The sequence below is a fragment of the Treponema peruense genome (assembly GCF_016117655.1).
In the GTDB taxonomy this organism is placed as follows: Bacteria; Spirochaetota; Spirochaetia; order Treponematales; family Treponemataceae; genus Treponema_D; species Treponema_D peruense.
Window position 1 is genome coordinate 2412639 of the sequence record NZ_CP064936.1, and the last position, 18857, is coordinate 2431495.

Sequence of the window (18857 nt, forward strand, 5' to 3'; positions counted from 1 at the left end):
ATTTTTTTATAGAAAGAAAAGTGTCCAGAGAACTAGGTCTTTGGCAGATAATCAAAAAAGACAGCGTCTTGTTGGTAGAGGAATAGAAAGGGCAACATTGCTCTTTCTCTGGGGTCAAGGGGATTTATCCCCCGCTCAATAGAGGTTTGTTCGTAAGTTTTGAAAAAACACGGGCAAACCTCTATTGAGTTAGAACTTGGTCTCAAGTTTTGGGTGATTTCACGCACATTTTCGCTTGCTTACTCCCGTCAAAAAAAGGGATTTTTGCAGCAAAAAAGGCGGAATTCCAGAAAGCGCAACGGTTCGCTTTCCTTAATCCCACCAATCAATTTCCTTTCTGGTGTGGGATTTTGTCTTAGCGCTCTCTTTGATTTTAGGAACTTCTTCCTTAATCTCGCGAGCTTCTTTTATCTGGCTTAAGGTGTTTCCTCTCATGCCTTTCTCGATATACTCGCTCAAATCTCGGCAGTAACTTTTTCGCATATCCTCGGCAACTGTTATCACGTCATCTGGTGTCTTGTGCCAAAAGAGCTTAACAAAATACTCTGCTTTGTGTAGCCATGCGCTGAATTTGCGGTCTTTGTAAAGCAAGTAAAAATGTCAGAGGGAGGACGCCGGAATCGGAAATGACTTGATTTTTTGCTGTCGCGAAGTGACAAACGATAGTTTCCAAGCAAAAATCACGTCAAGGCCAATATTGGCTGTTTTTCGGTTTCGGCGGCCGACCGGGAGACATTTTTGTTTTCTACATAAATTCCTGTGCAGAAAACAAAATATCTTTTACCGCGCGCGGTCTGCTATTCCTTTTTTATAAGTTCCACGTCGTCAAAGTTTCCCCAGTTACCGGCATTTGTATCAAGGAAAATTCCAATTGTAACGCCGCCGTTCTGAACTGGAATTTCCAGCGTATACTGGTGCCAGTCTTTCCATCCTGTATTTTTAATTTTTACAGAAACCTGTTTTCCCGTGTCGTCAAAATTTGCGGCAAAAAGACGGATATTATTTTCACCGCCGCCGCCCATTGCCCAAAGGGAAAGTATATATGTTCCCTCTGAAAGTCCTGTAATTTTTCTGGTAAGCGTAGACTTAAAGCCTGTTGACTTCCAGTACTTGTAGGTCCATTTTCCGCTGTGTGCATTATTCTTATTGTTTTCTACAAAACATGCAGTACTGTCGCCGTTAAGCTTCCATTCACCAAGTCGTCCTGTTTCAAAAGAACTGTCAGAAACAAGATTCATCTGGCTTACGATTTTTACTTCGGCTTCAGGCTTGTAGGAATATCCGGCAATTGTTCCGGTTACTTTTACAGAACCAAGTTCAGTCTGTTTTGACCAGTCCGGCTCATTCCACTTTACATTTACAAGCTGTTCCTTGTCGTTTGTAAAAAGAACCTTGACTTTTGAAGGAAGACCAGGATTCTTTTTTGGCAAAACCTGAACAACAAGAGGATCTGTCATTGCATAAGGTTCAAAATTGCGTCCAATCTTTGCAGAACCGCCCCACGCAGTTTCTATTTCGCCTTTTCCGCCTACAAGATTCCATACGGCAAGTGAAGGAAGAATGCGGCCGTTAAAGTCAAACATTGCCTGGTTTTCCCAAGTAGCACCTTCTGTGTTTGAAAGTCCAGCACCCTTTACAGGAAGCCATGCCGGTTCCCAGTAGAAAACACCCAGTCCGCCTTTTACAGAAGCAACGGCTTCTATTACATCACGTACGGCAGTTGCCTGACCCTGAACAGACGGTCTGTATCCGCAGGTTTCATCGCTGTAAACTATAAACGGATTTCCCTGTTTGTCACCGTCATCGGGTGTAAATGCGTATGCAGTTTCGGCACAAATCATTTCTTTTCCGTAACGGGTTGCCAGGTCTGACATATTTGCGCGAAGGTCATCGGGGCTTCCGTGCCAGTAAGTGTAAAATGAAAGTCCTATTACATCGTAGTCAACACCGGCCTGTGTTATGGGGTCAAAAATTGAACGGTACAATTCGTTTTTTTCCGCCGTCAGCAAGGTGAACTACTATTTTTATTTTGTTTCCCTTACCCTGAGCACCGCGGACTCCTCTTGAAGCGCTGGACAAAAGCCTGATAAAGCCTTCCATTCCGCCTGCTTTTTCACCTTCGTTGCCCCAGATTTTTCCTGCAGGCCACATAAAGCCGTTGTTCAGTTCGTTTCCAATCTGAACCATATCAGGTCTTACCCCAGCCTTAATGAATTTTTCAAGAGATTCTTTTGTAAAATTTTCAACGGCAGCGTTCAGTGAAAATTCACTCAGTCCAACCCAGTCGGCCGGCATAAACTGTTTTGCAGGGTCGGCCCAAAAGTCTGAATAATGAAAGTCGACCAGAAGCTTCATTCCGGCTTTTTTTGCACGAAGTGCCATAGGGATATCGACTTCCACGCTGTTGTTTCCGCCGCCGTTTACGGGTTTGTTCCAGACACGCAATCTTACCCAGTTAATGCCGTTGTCCTTTAAAATCTTAAAAATGTCTTCTTCTTCGCCTTTTTTGTTCAAAAAGCGTCCGCGGTTTTCTTCTACTGCAGCAAGAGAACTTATGTCTACACCACGAATAAAATCTTTTGAAATACCTTTAACAGGTTCGACAAGAATTTGCTGTCTGCATCCATCCAAAGCACGGTTTGACTTGAACTGTCCGAAAGCCAGCGCAGACACACAGGATAATACTCCAAGAACGGCAGCCTTTACCAAAGCATATCTCTTCATAAATTCCTCCAAAATTACAACGCGTAAAATTTACACGTGTTGACTACATTAAGTCTAAAGCCGAATTCCACGTCTGTCAACAAAATTCTTTTCAGAAACCTCAGCATCTGCAGAAAACACTGTTTTTCCAAACAATTGCGTATGTACAGGAAGGTCCGCGCGGGAAAACGCAACTTTTTTAGATAACTGACAGCGTAGGTTAAAATGCTCCCAGTCAGCCGGTAAAGTCCAAAACCGGGCCATATGGCCCTTGATGTGATTTTTGCGGGGAAACTATTATATGTCGCTTCGCGACACTAAAAATCAAATCATTTCGGCCTTCCCCGTCCTCCTTCGCGCATTTTAACTTTCCTTAAAATTGAACGATTGAGCAAGTTTCAACTTGCGATTGAGTTCAATTAGTGCGCATGAGCGCACACGTAAATAAAGGCAGTTGTGCAACAACTGAAGTTTTCAGGACAACTCTATTTGAGTTGTCCTGAAATACGTTCGTTAAGTGTTGTCTTTTTAAATATAGCGTCTTTCCGCACAGACGTTGCGTTAACAGGCCTGAATGTAGAATAAGGTCCGCGCGGGAAAACGCAACTTTTCTAGATAACTGACAGCGTAGGTTAAAATTCACCCTTCGATAAAGATGATATGTTTTTCTTCTATCGTGTCTGTTTCGGTTCTTGCACTTGCATTCCGCAGCGTATTTTTCAGCTGCCTTATATTCCCCGGCCACGAATATTCACAAAGCCTGCGTATCGCCCCGTCAGAAATCTTTTTGTTGTCCAGCCCGGCAAATTCAACCGCGAGTCTTGGTATATCTGCCTTATGCCGTCTTAATGGTGGAACCGTCACAACAATCACGCTTATCCTGTAAAACAACTGCGACCTGAATTTCTTTTCTTCCATAAGAACAGAAAGATCTGCATCCGTTGCAAACATAAGTCTGGCTTTAAGTTCAATAGGCGTACGTCCGCCAACACGGCAGAATTTCAGCGAATCAAGAATATGCATAAGTTTAAGCTGCGCATTTTCTGAAAGATCTGCAATTTCATCAAGCAGAATTGTTCCGCTCCCGGCAGTTTCAAAAAAGCCTTCTGAATTTTCTGCACCTGTAAAAGCGCCTCTTACCGTACCAAACATTGCACTCGAAAAAAGCTCTGAATTAATTTCGGGAAGTGACACAGGAAGAAAAACATTGTCTTTTCTTGAAGAATTATTGTGAATAAGTTCAGCAGTAAATTCTTTGCCGCTTCCTGTTTCTCCTTTCAAAAGAACAGGATGATCCGTCGTAAATGCAAACCTGATCTGCGAATAGAATTCAGACAGTTCGCTTTCAAAAGGCAGCAGAGGCCGTGAAAAAACAATCTCCGGACAAAAACGCGAACAGCAGTTTTCAAAACTTTTTATCATCTCATGCGGAAACCTGTCGCCTATGCTCAGCAAAAACGGTGTATATGAAAATTCAAGACTGCATATAAAAGAAGAACTCCAGCCGCTTTTCATTATGACTACAGACGGAAGACACAAAATGTCGCTGCAATAACGAAACGTCGCATAAAAAAGTTCATCAGGAATTCCCTGTGGGTCAATTATTGAACATAAAACAGTATCTATCGAAACCCCAAAATTCATTATTTCAGTAAATGACGCACGAACAATATTGAATTTATGCATCAGGTTCCGGCGGCACCATGAAAACAAAGTGTCGCTCCCGGTAATAATTACAACGTTTCGTTCCGGCATTTAATATCAATCAGCCTTTTTAAAAACCCTTGTCCAAAGAAGCAGTATCAGATACCACATGTATGGAAAAACCAGGAATATTTTAAGCGGATTCCTGATTATTTCGCTCCAGATTTCAAGGCCTTTGTTGAAAGTCCGTTCATTTACACGCGTAATCCTCTGGCTGAATATTCCTACGGCATCATGGTAATAAAGGAATATACTGTCAGAAAAACGGTTCCTGCGCGTAAAGGACCACGTATCCTTTTCTTTAATTCCCTCGCTTACAAGCACAAGTGACGGTGACGCTTTGTATATTGCCTGAACAATGTCATCTTCCACACTTTTGGGGTAATAGCCCACGTACCTTCCGACAACCTGAAGACCTTTAAATGTAGAGCGCACGTGACGTTCCGCAGTCATAAGCGTTTTTTTACGGCCGCCAAGAATATACAGTGTCTTTAAATGCGATGTAAGAACAGACAGAATATTTATCACACAATCAAACGGATTATATCTTACGGGAACATTTTTCTTAAGGAACTTTGCCCCGGACAGAATACTTTTTGAAACGGGAAGAACCAGATCTGCATTTTTAACACACTCGGAATATTCACCCTTTCTTCTGGCTCTCAAAAGATCCCATACAGAAAGAAACACAATCTGTTTTGCACCGGGTTTTTCCACCAGTTCCATTATGCGGCTTTCAAGTTCCTGAGGCTTGCAAATATCAACCGGAACACCAAGAACATAGATTCTCTGAATAGACATAATATACTCCAAAAAAATCAGCTCATAACTGTCTGAACAGCCGCAATTCCATAAATTGCCGCAGTCTCGCAGCGCAAAATATTTGTTTCCAAATGTACGGGAATAAAACCTGCATCAGAAAGTACTTTTACTTCGGCAGGTGAAATGCCGCCTTCAGCCCCTACGGCAACAGCGACACGTTCTTTTTTAGAATCGGCATTTTCAAGTGCGGAATAAATATTCTTTGTTCCGTCAGTCCTTTCATAAAGCACCACTGCACTTCCGCGGCCGTCTGCGTTAACAGATTGCCACATTCTGCATGCTTCTTCTACAGAAACCGTATTTTCGATTTTTGTCGCAACAGGAGATCCGCTCTGCTGTCTTGCTTCGGTAACAATGCGCGACCATCTTTCATCGTTGGTTTCACATCTGTTCCGTGCAGACTGAATAAATCCGCTCTGGCAGAATTCACCTTCCACAGGCACAATAACAGACACGCCGCATTCCACTGCCTGCCTTATAATAAGTTCCATCTTTGCAGGTTTGGGCACGAACATAAAAAGCCACAGCCGGGGACCACGCATTTTTTCTTCTGGAACAGCTTCGAGTTTTTTCAAAGAAACGCTGCTTCCGGAAATCTGAAGTGTAATTGTTTTTTCAGAAGAATCTATTTTTGCAACAGTCATTGGCTGAAGAACACCCGACAAAAGTCTTACATAAATTGCGTCTCCGGCCTGAACACGAAGAACCGTGCCCAGATAACGGAAATTTTTTCCGCGCACACAAAGACAGCCGTCAGAGTCAAGTTCACAGTCAGCTACAAACTGCCTCATTCCTGCATCTCCGCGAGTGTTTTTGAAGATGTCATAAGTTCAGTAAAGTTTTCATTTTTTATTATATCCAGCGCTGCATTAAGTTGAATATCATAATCCAGATCGTAAAGGCGCATCGGCTTTGTATGATCAACATTGTTTCTTACAATTTTTCTTATAACACGAGGCTCCAGCGGATACTTTTTTTCAAGAACTTCAGAATAAGCTGCAATGTCAGCCTCGCTCATGTCAGGGTGCTCTTCTACATACGCACTTATCTCATCTGAATCCATGAGTTCACCGAAAGCTTTTTCTTCTTCTTCAGAAAATTCAGGATAGGTAACTTCACGGTCAGGCATTATTCCCGTCTTGTCTATATTTACATCGCTCGGAGTATAATAGCGTGCCACAGTAATTTTAAAACCGTCATTGTTTATCAGACCGTTCGGAATCTGAACACTTCCCTTGCCGAATGTACGCTCGCCTACAAGATAAGCTGTGTGCGTGTCCTTTAATGCTCCGCTTAAGATTTCACTGGCACTGGCACTTCCGCGGTTAATCAGAACTATTACGGGAATTCCTCGTACAACAGTTTTCTTCCTGTCTGCAAAATAAACTGAATTTTCGTAGTCAATACGGCTCTTTGTAGAAACAATCGGTCCTTCGTCAATAAATTTGTCTGCAATGTCAACAGCACTTGAAAGAAGTCCGCCGCCGTTATTGCGCAAATCTATTATCAGGCTCTTGTAATTTTTCTCTTTGAATGAATCCAGCGCTTCCTGAACACGTTCCGCAGTCTTTACAGAAAATTCAGAAATACGTATGTAGCCGGTATCCCCTATCATGTCAAAACTTACAGTCGGGTTTTCTATAACGGCTCTTACGAGAGTACATCCAAATTCAATTTTTTTACCGCGTCGTATTGTAACATTCACGCTTTCACCGACGGTTCCACGCAGCATTCCAAGAACTTCATCCATTGTAATGGTAGAAGTATCTGTTCCGTTTATTGCAATAATCAAATCACCGGAATGAATTCCAGCCCTTGCTCCCGGCGAATTGTCTATAGGGGCTGCAACTTCTACATAAGCGGGCTTTTCTGGAGTAGACTCATTTGGCTTTGTTATGGAAAGTCCGACACCGCCAAAGTTTCCTACAGTAGTGTCGGTAAGAGAACGCCATTCAGACTTGTTCATATAAACTGAATAAGGATCATCCAGGCTTTCAAGCATTCCCTTCAGGGCACCTGCGTAAAGTTTCTGCGGATCAACTTCTTCTACATAATTCTGCTGTATAAAATAATAGAGCGAATTTATCACATCAAGATACTGCTTCTGGCGCTTCATTTCGGCATCGGCAGTCGGCGTCTGTGACTGTGCAAAACACTGTGAACTGAATATTGAAAGTACTAAAATTGCGGTTGTAGACAAGAAGAATTTTTTCATATCATTATTTTATGCGGTTTTTTATCTCTATGCAAGAGTTCTAAATATGTGTTATACTGATTTTATGCAGATAATTCCAGTTGCAAGCGGAAAAGGAGGCGTAGGAAAAAGTCTCCTTAGCGCAAACCTAGCCATAGCTCTCGGACAGGCAGGAAAAAAAGTGCTTCTTGCCGACCTTGATTTGGGCGCATCAAACCTTCATCTTGTAATAGGACAGCAGCCACCCAAAGTCGGAATAGGCACATTTCTTACGGGACAGTCACGTTTTGAAGACATAATCAATCCCACCGACTACGAAAACGTTTCTTTTATTGCAGGTGATTCAGAAATTCCAGGACTTACTTCCCTCAAGGCTTCACAAAAAAACGAACTTATCAAAAGTTTTTCACACGCAGATGCAGACTATCTTATCCTGGATCTCGGAGCCGGAACCCACCTCACAATTCTGGACATGTTCCTTCTTTCACCCCAGGGAATCGTAGTAACCGCGCCTACAGTAACTGCGACCCTCAACGGATATCTCTTTCTCAAAAACACGGTATTCCGCATGATGTACAACACTTTCAAAAGAGGTTCTGCGGCATACAATTATCTGGAAAGCCTCAAAAAAGACTCAGAAGCCCTGCAGAAATTCTATATTCCGCGTCTGGTAGAAACACTTGAACAGATAGACCCGGCAAGCGTTTCTCTTTTCAAAAACCGCATGTCAGAATTCAGACCGCGCCTCATACTCAACATGATTGACGACCCCAAAGATGCCGACCGTGCACAAAAAATACGCCGTTCCTGCCAGCAGTATCTTGGACTCAACCTGGAACATCTGGGTGTAATTTACCGCGACTCAATGCAGGACAGAGCGCTCGCATCACGGCTTCCCGTTGTAGTTTACAAACCGCATTCTGTTATAGGACAGGCCATTTACCGCATTGCAGAAAAAATCATGCAGTCCGAAACCTTAAAATTCGACGCGGACTATGACATAACAAAAGCATCAGAAGCATCTTTCGAAATTGCCTCAGAAGAAGCATCGGACGACTTTTCACAGAAGATGGCCTACATAGAAGAACTTGCCGGAACAGGCGCCCTCTCTGCCGGGGAACTTGCAGAAACGCTCAAAAGCCAGCAGTTCGAAATAACACGGCTCAGAAACGAAAACAATCTTCTCAAGAAAAAACTCGTAGACGCTGCACGCCAGGGATATAAAATTTAATCATTTATTAACAGAAAATATCATTTAATATAGAAGGAAAAAATAAAATGACATTCGCACCGCTTTACATCAACTTTCCAAAATGGATTCACCCCGAGATTTTTCCCGGAGTTCCTGTCCTGGGACTTCTGCGCTGGTACGGTCTTATGTACATCTTTGCATTTGCAACGGCATATCTTGTTCTTAAAAGAGAGCGCAAAGAAGGTCTTCTGGACACCACTGAACAAAAGGCAACAGAAGACGATATATTCAGTTTTATTACATTCGGAATAATTTTTCTTCTTCTGGGAGCAAGAATTTTTTCTACACTGGTTTACGACACAAGCGGACTCTACTGGAAAAAGCCGTGGCTCATTTTCTGGCCGTTTGACACAGAAACAAAACAGTTTACAGGACTTGCCGGCATGTCTTACCACGGCGGATTCATCGGCGGGCTTATCGGAATGATTGTCTGGTGCATTACACACAAGCGCCCTGTCTGGAAATGGATAGATGCAATGGTTGTTGCCATTCCGCTCGGATACACTTTCGGCCGTCTTGGAAACTTCATGAACGGCGAGCTTTACGGACGCATTACTACAGTTCCATGGGGAATAGTTTTCCCGCGCGCAGAAAGATTTTCGTACAGCATTAACTGGGTACAGGATTTTGCTGCTGCCTGCGGAATGACAGTCGCCGAAGGAACAAAACTTGTTAACCTTCCGCGTCACCCAAGTCAGCTTTACGAAGCACTGTTTGAAGGACTCCTTCTGTGGACAGTTTTGTGGACTCTCAGAAAACACAAGCCCTTCGACGGATTTCTGGCCGGATGCTACACAATAGGCTACGGACTTGTACGCTTTGTAATAGAATATTTCCGCGAACCCGACGCAGATTTGGGCTACAGAATAAGCCGTGACGGAAGCGACGCAATTTACATAAACACTTCGCTTCTTAACATAAGTACCGGCCAGATTCTGTGTTTCCTTATGATTCTTGGCGGAATAGGAATAATTACAACACTGGCAATACTCAACCGCAAAAAAGCAAAATGAGTTCCTTTAAAAATATTCTCCTAGACTTTGACGGAACAATAATGGACACTTCGGAGGGAATACTCAATTCCTTTGAATACACGGCTCGTTATTATTCCTTTGACACAGACCGCGAGAAATTCAGGACTCTTATAGGACCACCGCTCAAAGACAGTTTCAGGGACTTTTTTCACTTTAAGGAAGACGAAATTCCTTCTGCAATGGCAAAATACCGCGAATATTATACAGACAAGGGAATGTTCCAAGTTACTCTCTACGACGGAATCCGCGAAGCAATTACCGAACTCAAAAATCTTGGATGCAAAGTATTTGTCGCCACAAGCAAACCCGAAATTTACGCACGCAGCATCATACAAAAATGCGGCCTTTCAGAACTATTTGACTTTGTCGGGGGAAGCGACACCGCAGAAATCACGCGCGTAAGAAAAGAAGATGTAATAAAATACGTCCTTAACGAAAACAATATAAAAGACACAGACAGCTGCTTAATGGCAGGCGACAGAAACTACGACATAGAAGGTGCCCACTCAGCCGGAATAAAATGCGCTGCGGTACTGTATGGCTTTGGCTCCAGACAGGAATTTGAACAGGCCAGGGCAGACTATATTATCGCGCACCCGAAAGAACTTGTAAAAATAGTAAAAGAAAGTTTCCAGAACTGACGTGCAGTTTCAATCGGTTCACGAATCGAATACAAAAAATTTCTCATGTTGAAAAATTAGCGCAATTAATATATCATTCACTCATGAAAGAACTTGAATTAAAGTATGGTTGCAATCCCAACCAGAAACCGGCCAGAGTTTACATGGAAGACGGCGATTTACCTGTTACAGTAGTTAACGGTAGACCAGGATACATAAATCTGCTTGATGCCCTAAACGGATGGCAGCTTGTAAAGGAACTTAAAGAGGCTACCGGAATTCCTGCAGCCACTTCATTCAAACACGTATCTCCTGCAGGCGCCGCTATCGGTCTTCCGCTTTCAGACACACTCAAAAAAATCTACTACACCGATGATGTTGAACTCACACCCCTTGCATGCGCTTATGCCAGGGCACGCGGTGCAGACAGAATGTCTTCTTTCGGAGACTTCATTGCCCTAAGCGACCGCTGCGACAAAGCAACGGCACTTCTTATCAAAAAAGAAGTAAGCGACGGAATCATTGCCCCTTCTTATGACGATGATGCGCTTGAAATTCTTAAGGCAAAGAAAAAGGGCGGTTACTGCGTTCTTCAGATAGACCCGGACTATGTTCCTGCACAGCTTGAGCGCAAACAGGTATTCGGCATCACTTTTGAACAGGGACACAACTTCATTAAGCTTGACGACGAGTGTCTCAAAAACGTTGTTACAAAAAACAAGGAAATTACAGCCGAAGAAAGAAACAATCTTCTTATTTCACTCATCATCCTCAAGTACACACAGTCAAACAGCGTATGCTATGTAAAGGACGGTCAGGCTATAGGAATCGGTGCAGGACAGCAGAGCCGCATTCACTGTACAAGACTTGCCGGCGACAAGGCAGACAAGTGGTGGCTCAGACAGAGCCCGCAGGTTCTTGCACTCGAATTTATTGACGACATCAAACGTGCAGACCGCGACAATACAATTGACGTTTACACAAGCGATGACTATGAAGATGTTCTTGCCGAAGGAACCTGGCAGAAGTTCTTTAAGGTAAAGCCGGCTGTATTTACAAGGGAAGAACGCAAAGAGTGGATTTCCAAAAATACAGACGTTGCAGTAGGAAGTGACGCTTTCTTCCCGTTCGGAGACAACATTGAGCGTGCCCACCGCAGCGGCGTTAAGGTAATTGCCCAGCCGGGAGGTTCTATCCGTGACGACAACGTAATAGAAACGTGTGACAAATACGGAATAGTAATGGCCTTCACAGGGATAAGACTGTTCCACCACTAATCTTTGTATAAAAAAACGACTGCCCGAGTTACTCTGTTTATACTAATAAGAAACTCGTAGGGAGGACGCGGGAATCGGAAATGACTTGATTTTTTGCTGTCGCGAAGCGACATACAATAGTTTCCTAGCAAAAATCACGTCAAGGCCAATATTGGCCGGTTTACGGTTTCCGCGGACGACCGGGAGAGTTTCTCTTAGCAAAATGCTGTGTAACCCGGTCAGACTTCGGCTTCGAGTTTCTGAAGTTCTATCTTTGCAATTTTATCGCCCGGGTCTATTTCAAGAACCGTCATAAAGAATTTTCTAGCCTGTTCTTCATCGCCCAGTTTAAGACACAGATATCCCATATTGCTTATAATCTTTGTATTGTCGGGATCGTAAGCAAGAGCTTGGTTAAGACTGTCCTGCGCTTCATCCAGTTCACCTGTTTCCATCTGGCAAATGGCTAGTTCGTTAAGGGTGTCTGCGCTTTCATCACCGCCTTCACATTCGCGAGCCTTTTCAAAAGCCTGCTTTGCATCCTCAAAGCGTTCCAGGCGGCGCAGTCCCCATCCCAAAAGGAACCATGCATTCCACACTGCAGGATTGTCGCGTATAAATTTGCGTATTTCTTCAAGTCCCTTTTCTTCCTGACCGCCGGCAATAAGTTCGTAAGCATTGTGGAATCTGTCGTTTTCAAGATTTCTGTTTGAAATTTTGTCTATAACTTCCTGCGCCCTTTCCCTCTTGTACACTCCGTTGTCGCCAAGTTCTTCATCCTTTGCGTCAGAAGTAAGAGCCAGATAACTTTCAAAACAGCCCTTTGCATCTGCGTAGAGCCGCTTCTTCAGATAAAAGAAACCCGCGTTAAAAAAAGCGTCCGGAATTTCAGGATCGCTGTCCATTGCATCCTTATAGTAATTGAGCGCAGTGTCGTCATAGGCGTCGGCATCTTCGTTGAGCGAAGACTTTCTGTAACTGTCTGCCTTCTGGTCAAAAAAAAGTGCCATATTAAGAACAACGGCCTTGTCTTCTGGAGAAAGTCCGTGAAGGGCCATCCATATTTCTTCGGCAAGGTCCCAGTCTTCATTGCGCGTCTTAAGAATTGCAGCCTCCGCCAGTTCCTTTTTGATTCCCGGACGGGCCTCTGTCATAAGAGTGCGGTAATAGTCAAGATTGGGATTCTGCCTGTCATAGGCAAGCACCGTAAGAATTCCAGCCAGAATCTGTTCCTGGGAAAGTTCCTGCATGTTAAAGTTACCCGGCGCGTCAGTTTCCTTCTTTTGAACCGGAAGCATAATCTGCGGGTCAAGATGAATGTCATGCACAGAAAGTTTGAATTCTTCGGGCATTTTTATAAAATAAACCGAATCAAGTGGATTTTTTGAGTTCATAATCTGTCCTGTATGCTGAATTTTAGCGTCAAACCGCACCCGCCGCCTGCTGCAGGTCATCTGCAAACGTCGTATTAAGTTCGGCCTTTCTCATTGTAGTAAGATAATTATTTATATGAATCTTATATGAAAGAGTTATTGAAGAATCATCAAATTTGATGCAGGCTGCAAGAATATCTTTGCGTCCCTCAACGGCTTCAGTCGAAGTAATAATTCCAGTAAGCGTAATAACTTCGTGCGGTTCATCAAATTCAAGCTGAAGGGAAATTGTTTTGTTGATAAGATACTGCGCAATTCCAATAAGAATGACTTTTGCCCCGCCGAACGAAATATCAGAAAGAATACAGTGACGCGGAACATTCTGAATATATATAATACTTTCCTTCTTTGGAATTCCAAGTTTTCTCAAAGACTCTGCAGTAATGGGAATTCTGTCTTCCCTGCGCTTCAAATAATTTACATTTGCGTCAAGAAGATGTCCCAGCATTCCAATAAGATCTTCCGGCGGGCGCTGTGTATACTGAACGGTAACAATAACCAGATCACTGCTTCCGGCATACTCTTTTATTGTATAAACTTTTCCAGAAACAAAAAAGCTCATCAACTGCCCGTCCTGCTGGTAAAAACTGAACCTTACACTCAACGGCGGCGGATCTTTCTTTGACAAAACTTCGTAAGCGCCGCCCTTTGTTCCAAGAATAATCTTTGCGGTTGTAAAGGAAGTGGAATTGATTATACACGGCCACTGTGAACCTGCACACTTAATGTAAATCTGTCTCGGATCCATTTTGAGTGTGCGTATAATATCTTTTGTAAATGTAACCTCAGTATTCAAATAATCCTTGTAATATCGGTTATTAAGCTGAGTTGTAACTATAGACATATTATAATTATAATTTATAAAAGGGATTGCGTAAAGTCAAAACACGAATAATTAATGTTAAAACGCACAATCCAAAAAACAGGGCAATTTTCAGCGTTCTGCGGAATAATCCCTCAAAGCAGTCCCGTCTGCAAACAGAACACGGCTTCCTTCAGAAATCCCCTCTTTTTCAAACCATCCCTGTGGAACTTCAAGCGCAAACCTTACCGACCGTGTACTTACCACACTCGACAGGCTGAACGGAACCATGTCAAAAATATCTGCAATTTTTCCGGTGGAATCAATATAAGCTATCGAAAGCGGATGCGGCGTGTTTTTCATCCAAAAACTTAGAGTCCTGTCGTTTTCAAAAACAAAAAGCATTCCTGTTCCGTCGGGAATAGACTTTCTGTTCATAAAGCCGTAATTGCGCTCTTCATCAGAAGAAGCTATCTCGGCGGTTACTTTTACCGTATTACCGCGGCTATCGGTCAAAGAAAGTTCTTTTTTGGGCAGGTTGAATTTGCGTCCGCTGCACGAAGAATTGAATACTGTCACAAACAAAAACAGCACCAAAGCAACAAAAGTCCTTGCGCGCACGCCGTTAATCAAAGAAAACATTACAGTCCCTCCAGAAACTGCTCCCGCGACATTTCCTGTGCAGACTTGTTTACATAGGAATTTTCACGCAGAGTGTCAAAAACAGTCTTGTCGGTATATTTTAAGGTAAGAGGGCGTTCCAGTGCCATAATGACAGAACCGTCGCTCCATTCAGATTTTTCGGGGTTGAACTCAGACGGGTTTCCGTACTTGTCGCACAGTGCCGAAAACACGGAATAATGATCCATTTTATCCTGTCTGAGATTTATTGTAATCGTATAGAGTTTGTCTTCATAAAACTGAAACCAGCATCTTTCAAGAAAAGAATACGGTGCTGTACGCGAAGTATCTGTTTCTATAAGAATGCGGTCACGCCCCGGAAGCATTGAAACATCACGTTCGCCCCTGTAACCAAACTGATAGTCGGCCTTAAGGGCAGTTTTGACTTCTTCTACAGTCATGCCAAGCTTAATCTTTCTGTAACCCGAGGGCAGGCTGTCTTTTGCAGCGACGTAAAAAGAAGCCAGAAGAACTATAAAGAAAACCGCCGTCCGCCTGAATAAACTACTGCTCATTTGCACGCCGGTTATTCTGCTTGCGGTAGAATGCCGCCTGTCTTATAAGTTCCATTACATCGGGAATATTGATTTTGCCGTCAACAATTCTTACGTTCTGGTCAGACTGCAGCTGGTACACTGCCTGAGCCTCATATTCAGGCGGAAGTCCGCACAGGTTCACCAGATCAGAAATTGTAAGGTCGGTCATAAATGTCATTCCGCGTACAGCATTAATTTTCTGTTTTTCTATCTGAAGCGCAAGCATGTCTATCATCTTTTCGCGCGGCTCCCTGAACTGCGTATTGACGAGCTGTCTGTAAAGCCCCCACAGACGGTCTGCAAACATTATTGTAAGCCTTGAAATCATCTGCGGTTGCGTGGCAACCATCTGGTCAAAGTTGGCACGGTTTATGGTCATAAGGCGGCAGTTGTCATGGGCAATTGCACTTGCAGAACGCGGCTTGTTTTCCAGAAGCGCCATTTCGCCGAACATATCGCCTTTTTTAAGAAGAGCCAGCGTAACTTCGGCATGATCAACAACTTTTGTAATTCTCACAGAGCCTTCCTGTATAACAAACATATCCGAACCGTGCTGGCATTCAGAGAAAATCATCGTGCCGCGCGGGTAAGAACGCACAAGTTCATTCGTCGCTTCAAAATAAACAGCCTTCGAACGTGGCTTTAACGAAGAAAAACGTCTTTTTGCATCTTCTGACTTTGGTCCGCGCGGGCATTCCTTCAGATACTGATAATACCCGTAAGTTGCAACGTCTGTATGCCCTGAATTTTCATAGTAGTCGGCAATCTTGAACAACTCTTCGGGAGAGTCAATGATTGTTTTTTTAAGGGTAATTTTTGTAAGATTATCATTGAGTGAACGCATGTCATGTGCAAAAGCGCGCACAATCTTCATGGCAACAGGCGTATTTTTCATGATAAGTTCAGGATACTGGTCTTTTCTTACCATAATGGCAACAACGTTTGTAAGTGCCACGACGCTTTCTGTCTGGGCATGTCCCGACATACACGGAATAACACCTACGAAGTCTCCCGGTCCAAGAATTGCAGGAACACTTCCGGGAATTGAAAGCTCATGAAAGCACTTTACACGGCCGCTCTGAATAATAAAAAATCTGTCGGTAGCAGGAGTTCCCTCTACGAGAATATACGAATTCTGTCTGAAATTAACAAAAGACAATTGAAGCAAAATAAATCACCTTCCTGCCTAAAGATAGTATACAGGCAACCTCCAAAAATTTGAATTCCGTTCTTTTCAGAGATTCCTCATATTCAAAATCGGCAAATTTTACTTTGCCCTATAGAAAAATAATCTCAGGAACCATTCTGAATCCGGTTCTTTCAAAAACCTTCTGTTCAGCCAGTTCTACAAGACTTTTTATATCAAAAGCAGTTGCCTTTCCGGTATTAATAATAAAGTTTCCGTGCCAGGGTGCAATCTGCGCTCCTCCGACAGAAACACCCTTAAGACCTGCCTCATCAACAAGAACACCGCTCGGGCTGCCGAATTCACGGTTATTGCGGAATACGCTTCCCGCGCTGGGTGCCCTGAAATGCCCTTTTTGGGTTCTGTCAAGAATGTACTTTTCGCATTCAGCCTTTATTTCGCTGCAGTCCTTCTTTTTTCCAGAAAGATAAACTCTGGTAATAACAGTACGTTTGCCCATAAAAGGAGAAAGTTTGTAATCCCATTCTTTACCGTTACCTGTATTATGATACATTTTTACGCAGCATTCAACATTTGCGCCTGAATTTTGTGACAATTCGTTAAGATCAATATATTCCACGCGGTCTATAAGTTCAGAAAAATCCACGGAATAGCAGCGTGCGTTCATGTAGGCAGCACCTCCGCAGGTTGCGGGAAGGCCGGCAAATGTTTCAAGTCCCCCTATTCCGCGCTGTGCACAATATTCAAGTACAGAATCTATTTTTGCACCGGCACCGCAGCAAAGAACAAAGTCTTCGTCGGTAACAGAGTTCATAAGTTTTGTAGAAATAACGGCGCCGCAAAACCCGTCATCAGAGGCAACTATATTGCTTCCACCGCCAAGAACAAAAACGCGCACCCCAGCTTCAAAACATTTCAGGAAAGCTTCTGCCGCAGAAAGAGTGTCAGCCGGTTCCAGAAAAAGTGCGGCTGGTCCTCCGACCTTCATTGTCGTATGATTGCAAAGAGGCTCGTCAAAGCTTACCCGTCCCCTGAAATTCTGCGAGTTCTTGATATTTTCGCCTATTTCACGTATGCTATTGCTCATATTTTACCATTATATAGCAAGAATCAACCGGAGGCAACAAATGGGATTACGTCTTTATAACACTATGGGCCGCACCATGCAGGATTTTAAGCCTATTACACCCGGCTTCGCAGGATTCTATGGCTGTGGTCCAACAGTATACAATTATGCACATATCGGAAACTTAAGGGCATACGTTTTTTTGGACACACTGGACAGAACCCTTACTTTCCTTGGATACGACAAAAAGCACGTCATGAATATAACTGACATCGGACATCTTACTGGAGATGCCGACGCCGGTGAAGACAAAATGCTCAAAACCGCCCAGGAAAGGCACGAATCTGTTCTTGAAGTAGCAAAATTCTATACCGATGCCTTTTTCAAAGATCTGGACGGGCTCAACATAATAAGACCCGATGTAGTCTGCAAAGCCACAGAACATGTTCCCGACATGATTGAACTCATCAAGAGAATAGAAGCAAACGGTCACACTTACATGGCCGGCGGAAACCTTTACTTTGACGTAAGCACATTCCCCGACTACGGAAAGCTTGCCAACATAAACCTTGACGACCTTAAAGCCGGAGCCAGAATAGACGTAGACCAGAACAAGCGCTCTCCCTACGACTTTGTACTCTGGTTCACAAAATCCAAGTTCGAAAACCAGGCACTCACATGGGACAGCCCGTGGGGAAGAGGATATCCGGGATGGCACATCGAATGTTCTGCAATGAGCATGAAATATCTTGGAGAACATTTTGACATTCATACAGGCGGAATAGACCATATTCCCATTCACCACACGAATGAAATTGCACAAAGCGAAGGCGCTACAGGACACAAATGGGTCAACTACTGGTTGCACAACGAATTCCTTGTAATCGCAAAAGACAAAAAAGCAGCAGAAGCAGGGGAAGGTGCAAAAATGTCAAAATCAAGCGGTAACTTTCTTACGCTTCAGTCGTTAATAGACAAGGGATACAATCCGCTGGACTACAGATTCTTCCTTCTTGGAGGACACTACAGAAAGCAGATTTACTTCAGTTACGATGCAATGGACGGTGCAAAAAACGCAAGACAGGCTCTTGTTCAGAGAGTTGCAAAAATTGCACAGTCAGCAGGCGGAATAAGCGCCCTTAACGCAGAAAAAACGTACAAAAAGGGAGAAGCCGCAGACTGTTCGGGACTTTCACAGAAGGCAGCAGAATATATCAACGAATTCAAAGTTGCAATAGAAAATGATCTTTCTACACCGGTTGCCATGAGCCGCCTTCAGAAATGTGTAAAAGACCAGAGTCTTGAACCATCAGAAGCACTTGAACTTATCAGAAGAATGGACAGCGTTACAGGACTTGCCCTTGTAAAGTCTGCCGCGGCACTTCTTAAAGAGACTCCTGTCTGCAACGGAACAGTAGCTGTCTCACACGAAGGAGATTCTGAAGCCGCAGAAATAGACGCTCTTGTAAAGGAACGCACAGAAGCAAAGAAAGCGCGTGACTTTGCCAGGGCAGATGAAATCCGCAGAAATCTGGACGCACGCGGAGTTGTCGTAACAGACACTCCGAACGGTCCGGTTTGGGAAAGAAAATAAAAAATTGCTTTTT

18 protein-coding genes are annotated in these 18857 nt (G+C 43.5%); 5 read left to right on the forward strand and 13 right to left on the reverse strand.

Features of this window, described 5'->3' with window-relative positions; all coding sequences use genetic code 11:
• Window positions 1–312 precede the first annotated feature (312 nt).
• From IWA51_RS11080 to IWA51_RS11110, 7 genes are all read right to left on the reverse strand, one after another.
• Entirely contained in the window at window positions 313–591 is a 279-nt protein-coding gene (locus IWA51_RS11080; RefSeq protein ID WP_198442464.1) for a hypothetical protein, read from the reverse strand.
• A 206-nt stretch (window positions 592–797) separates the two neighbouring features.
• The gene (locus IWA51_RS11085) at window positions 798–1985 is read right to left on the reverse strand and encodes a glycosyl hydrolase 53 family protein (protein ID WP_198442465.1); all 1188 of its coding nucleotides are present in this window, start codon (window positions 1983–1985) and stop codon (window positions 798–800) included.
• Window positions 1966–2724, reverse strand: coding sequence for a glycosyl hydrolase 53 family protein (locus IWA51_RS11090; protein ID WP_198442466.1), 759 nt, complete (start codon window positions 2722–2724; stop codon window positions 1966–1968). The genes IWA51_RS11085 and IWA51_RS11090 overlap by 20 nt, the downstream gene beginning before the upstream one ends.
• Before the next feature lie 618 nt (window positions 2725–3342).
• The gene (locus tag IWA51_RS11095; protein WP_198442467.1) at window positions 3343–4458 is read right to left on the reverse strand and encodes a sigma 54-interacting transcriptional regulator; all 1116 of its coding nucleotides are present in this window, start codon (window positions 4456–4458) and stop codon (window positions 3343–3345) included.
• 6 nt (window positions 4459–4464) lie between these two features.
• Window positions 4465–5208 (reverse strand): WecB/TagA/CpsF family glycosyltransferase, encoded by a 744-nt coding sequence (locus IWA51_RS11100; protein ID WP_177528372.1) that lies wholly within the window; start codon window positions 5206–5208, stop codon window positions 4465–4467.
• Window positions 5209–5225: 17 nt separating this feature from the next.
• Window positions 5226–6020 carry an RsmE family RNA methyltransferase gene (locus tag IWA51_RS11105; protein WP_198442468.1) on the reverse strand — a complete coding sequence of 265 codons (795 nt, stop codon included), beginning with the start codon at window positions 6018–6020 and terminating at the stop codon, window positions 5226–5228.
• Window positions 6017–7444, reverse strand: coding sequence for a S41 family peptidase (locus IWA51_RS11110; RefSeq protein WP_198442469.1), 1428 nt, complete (start codon window positions 7442–7444; stop codon window positions 6017–6019). Before IWA51_RS11110 ends, IWA51_RS11105 begins: the two co-directional genes overlap by 4 nt.
• 64 nt (window positions 7445–7508) lie before the next feature.
• On the opposite strand from IWA51_RS11110, the gene IWA51_RS11115 reads away from it, so the two are divergent.
• The 4 genes from IWA51_RS11115 to IWA51_RS11130 are packed head-to-tail and all read left to right on the forward strand — an operon-like array spanning window position 7509 to window position 11606.
• Window positions 7509–8654, forward strand: a complete 1146-nt coding sequence (locus IWA51_RS11115; protein WP_198442470.1) for a nucleotide-binding protein — start codon at window positions 7509–7511, stop codon at window positions 8652–8654.
• 47 nt (window positions 8655–8701) lie between these two features.
• On the forward strand, window positions 8702–9688 hold the full coding sequence (gene lgt / locus IWA51_RS11120) for a prolipoprotein diacylglyceryl transferase (RefSeq protein ID WP_198442471.1): 987 nt from the start codon (window positions 8702–8704) through the stop codon (window positions 9686–9688).
• Window positions 9685–10350, forward strand: coding sequence for an HAD hydrolase-like protein (locus IWA51_RS11125; protein ID WP_198442472.1), 666 nt, complete (start codon window positions 9685–9687; stop codon window positions 10348–10350). Before lgt ends, IWA51_RS11125 begins: the two co-directional genes overlap by 4 nt.
• Before the next feature lie 38 nt (window positions 10351–10388).
• Entirely contained in the window at window positions 10389–11606 is a 1218-nt protein-coding gene (locus IWA51_RS11130) for a phosphoribosylaminoimidazolecarboxamide formyltransferase (RefSeq protein WP_268969686.1), read from the forward strand.
• A 218-nt stretch (window positions 11607–11824) separates the two neighbouring features.
• On the opposite strand, the gene IWA51_RS11135 is transcribed toward IWA51_RS11130, so the two are convergent.
• The 6 genes from IWA51_RS11135 to murB all read right to left on the reverse strand — a co-directional run bounded on the left by IWA51_RS11135 (window position 11825) and on the right by murB (window position 17271).
• The gene (locus IWA51_RS11135; protein ID WP_177528379.1) at window positions 11825–12979 is read right to left on the reverse strand and encodes a tetratricopeptide repeat protein; all 1155 of its coding nucleotides are present in this window, start codon (window positions 12977–12979) and stop codon (window positions 11825–11827) included.
• Between the two features lie 28 nt (window positions 12980–13007).
• Entirely contained in the window at window positions 13008–13862 is an 855-nt protein-coding gene (locus IWA51_RS11140) for a PilZ domain-containing protein (protein ID WP_198442474.1), read from the reverse strand.
• Window positions 13863–13952: 90 nt separating this feature from the next.
• Window positions 13953–14462: a DUF192 domain-containing protein gene (locus tag IWA51_RS11145; protein ID WP_198442475.1), complete on the reverse strand. Its 510-nt coding sequence runs from the start codon at window positions 14460–14462 to the stop codon at window positions 13953–13955.
• Complete coding sequence (locus IWA51_RS11150) at window positions 14462–15016, reverse strand: hypothetical protein (RefSeq protein WP_198442476.1); 555 nt, start codon at window positions 15014–15016, stop codon at window positions 14462–14464. Before IWA51_RS11150 ends, IWA51_RS11145 begins: the two co-directional genes overlap by 1 nt.
• The gene (locus IWA51_RS11155) at window positions 15006–16196 is read right to left on the reverse strand and encodes a Crp/Fnr family transcriptional regulator (RefSeq protein WP_230402659.1); all 1191 of its coding nucleotides are present in this window, start codon (window positions 16194–16196) and stop codon (window positions 15006–15008) included. Before IWA51_RS11155 ends, IWA51_RS11150 begins: the two co-directional genes overlap by 11 nt.
• A gap of 118 nt (window positions 16197–16314) precedes the next feature.
• Window positions 16315–17271 carry a UDP-N-acetylmuramate dehydrogenase gene (gene murB / locus IWA51_RS11160; protein ID WP_198442478.1) on the reverse strand — a complete coding sequence of 319 codons (957 nt, stop codon included), beginning with the start codon at window positions 17269–17271 and terminating at the stop codon, window positions 16315–16317.
• 40 nt (window positions 17272–17311) lie between these two features.
• Between murB and cysS the strand changes: the two genes are divergently transcribed.
• A complete protein-coding gene (gene cysS, locus IWA51_RS11165; protein ID WP_177528385.1) occupies window positions 17312–18844 on the forward strand; it encodes a cysteine--tRNA ligase in 1533 nt (510 codons plus the stop codon).
• The last annotated feature ends 13 nt before the right edge of the window (window positions 18845–18857 follow it).